This window comes from bacterium, assembly GCA_040756715.1.
Taxonomy (GTDB): Bacteria; UBA9089; UBA9088; order UBA9088; family UBA9088; genus JBFLYE01.
Genome location: JBFLYE010000166.1, coordinates 3279 through 4888, shown reverse-complemented (window position 1 = coordinate 4888; position 1610 = coordinate 3279). Strand labels below are relative to the sequence as shown.

The 1610-nt window shown below is 39.6% G+C and carries 2 protein-coding genes; both read left to right on the top strand.

What is annotated here, in order from left to right; translation table 11 throughout:
• The first annotated feature begins 397 nt into the window (after positions 1-397).
• Positions 398-1183, top strand: coding sequence for a MotA/TolQ/ExbB proton channel family protein (locus AB1397_06145; protein MEW6482563.1), 786 nt, complete (start codon positions 398-400; stop codon positions 1181-1183).
• Positions 1183-1610 (top strand): flagellar motor protein MotB (locus tag AB1397_06140; GenBank protein MEW6482562.1); only part of this gene is annotated, 428 nt, incomplete at its 3' end. The genes AB1397_06145 and AB1397_06140, both read left to right, overlap by 1 nt.

Below are 1610 nucleotides of genomic sequence, written 5' to 3'. Positions count from 1 at the left end.
TGAATTTTTAAACAGCTATAAGAGCTCAACAACCCCCTTTGTAAAATTGATTGTAAAGCGTTATGGAATTAACTATAGTTTTTGTAACAAAATAGTGTATCAAAGGGGGTAAGGACATTCTGATGGGAATAAAGTTATTGAGCGATTATGAGCTTTAAAATCAATTTTACAAAGGGGGTTGTTGAGCTCTTATAGCTGTTTAAAAATTCATCCAAATTTTGAATTTTGGATTGAAAAAGGTTAAGTTTTATAAAATTTTCCCCTTTTAATTCAACATTCAAAATTCAAAATTTTATAAAGCGTTATGGAATTAACTATAAGTGTTGCATTTTGATATTGTAACTACACATAAAAAATAATTATTGAAAAAAATTGAGATAAAGAATAAAATATAAATATGGATCTTGTTTCTTTAATTGGGATTCTCGGTGGGATTGCCGCAATGATTGGGGCGGTTACGCTTGAAACCGTAGGGATTGTTGGACATGGCTATTTAAACATCCCAGGGATGGTAATCATTGGTTTGGGAACCCTATTTGCTTCTTCCTCTTGTTATCTTCCAGAACATGTAAAGCTTCTTCCTACATATTGCAAGCTTGTTTTTGTCCATCCAAAGTTTGAGGCAGGAGAGATAATTGAGCAGATGATTGCATTTGCCCAGAAGGCAAGGAGGGAGGGGCTTTTATCTTTAGAGGCAGACCTTGAAGGCATAAAAGAACCATTTTTTAAGAAGGGAATGCAGCTCGTGGTTGATGGCCTTGACCCTGCCTTAATCCGTGCTGTCCTTGAGACAGACCTTGCTGGAATGGAGGAGAGGCATAAGGTGGGTGATAGCTATCTTATGACTATGGGTGGTATTGCTCCCACCATGGGCATTTTGGGTGCGATTATGGGATTAACTGGTGCTTTAGCCCAGATGGGTGGTGGTGATATTATGAAGACCGTCCATGCCCTAGCCATTGCCTTTATTGCCTCATTCTATGGGGTTGCCATTGCAAATTTAGTCTTTATCCCTATGTCAACCAAGCTTGCTACCTTAACCAAGGAGGAGGTATTCCTAAAGGAAGTCATCATTACCGGCGTTCTTTCAATCCAGGCTGGAGATAACCCAAGGATTCTTGAGGAAAGACTTAGGGCATTCTTCTCACCAAAGACCTATCCTGTTAAGGCAAAGAAGGAATAATGGCAGAGAAAAAAAAGGAGGCACCAGAGCCAGAAAAAAAGAAAGAAAAAGAGAAGGAAGAGGTAAAGTGTGAAACAGCTGGTGGCTTAAGATGGCTTATCACATATGCAGATATGATTACCCTCCTTCTCGGTGTATTTATTATCCTCTGCTCATCAGGTGGGATTTCAGAGAGCAAATTCAAGGCAATGGCAACCGCATTCTCAAGGGTATTCTCCATCTTTGAGGGAGGTGGTGAGAAAAGACCAGAAAAGGGGGAGATAAAGAAGACATCCTCTGAGATGATGGGATATAGAATATCAGGTGTCTCTGTCTTCAAGCAAAGATACATTGAACAGATTGAGCATGGATTTAAGGAAGAAAAGACACTTGGCTTAGTTCGCATCCTTCCCACCCAGGATGGAATAAAGATAAGCCTTCAGGATAG

What these genes read in the sequence shown, in the direction of transcription:
- AB1397_06145 (MEW6482563.1), top strand. Translation starts at nt 398, where the DNA reads ATGGATCTTGTTTCTTTAATTGGGATTCTCGGTGGGATTGCCGCAATG.